This is a genomic window from Cellulophaga sp. BC115SP, from assembly GCF_009905545.1.
Taxonomy (GTDB): Bacteria; Bacteroidota; Bacteroidia; order Cytophagales; family Spirosomataceae; genus Flectobacillus; species Flectobacillus rivi.
Map to the genome: position 1 here is coordinate 1 of NZ_JAAALB010000152.1, position 1074 is coordinate 1074.

Sequence of the window (1074 nt, forward strand, 5' to 3'; positions counted from 1 at the left end):
CAAGTGGTCTTTGATGTCATACAAGTAAATGTATTTACTTAGTGGACTGTTTGGTGTCCAACCTTCTCGCAACTGTACATGTCCTTCACTTGTGAATATCCTGTTCAGAGTGATAGTACCCTGATTGATATATTCCGAACCACCTATGTATATCTTGTTGATTCCTCCTGGACCACTATTGACATAACTCCACTTGGTTCCTGAACCATCGTAATAATAACTTACTTGTTTGTCAGCAAAGCTTACCTTGTTGACCAAATTTAGTAAATTATAATTAATATTTGTTATTCCTTTGTCATTATCTACTACCAAATTGCCGTTGGCATCATAGCTAAAATCTGTCGTGGTTTTGTTGACATCGTTGTAGCCTTTACTATCATTGGTGTTGTCTAGTACCGAGGTGAGTTGTACTGATAGGTTGGAGGCATAGCTATACGCTAAATCGTCTCGACTTGTGCCACCCAATGGTCCACTCCAACGTTTGAGCGTCTTGATAGAGCCATCTAAGCGATAGCTTAAACTCTCACTTAAATCTGTATCTGTATTGGTTCCAATGGACTGTAACAGGCGATTCATCCCATCATAAGCCAATACATATCCTCGCTTGGCACCATTGTTACTCCAATCGTATTTTGTAATATTACCGTTACCTTCATAGCCTAAATCTAAACTAAAATATGCAGGCATTGTGGCTACGTTGTTGTAGTCCGCCTTCTTTACTAATCTGTGCATAGTCTGGCTTGTGAGCCAGTTACGAGTGTTGTAGGCGTAGTTTACGACTGAAGCAAACTCCAAAGTCGAATCCTTTTGAATAGCCTTCTCTGGCAAACGTCCTAGTTTCTTGGTCTTCAGACGTCCCAAATCGTCATAACTCAATACCTGTAATAGGTGTGGTAATTCTTCTCGTTTGCTTTCGCCTACTTTCGATTCTTCGATACGGTGACAGGTACTAACCAATCTATCTCGATGGTCATACTGGAAACTTTGTGTGACCTTCGTGGTTACGATACTGTTGGATTGTATCACTACCTCTTCATCTACTCTACCATGATAGGCTAACTTCTTGCAAATATT

1 pseudogene is annotated in these 1074 nt (G+C 40.2%); it reads right to left on the reverse strand.

Annotated elements, in window-relative coordinates:
• Positions 1-1074, reverse strand: a pseudogene (locus GVN22_RS27340) (hypothetical protein); the annotation flags it as partial.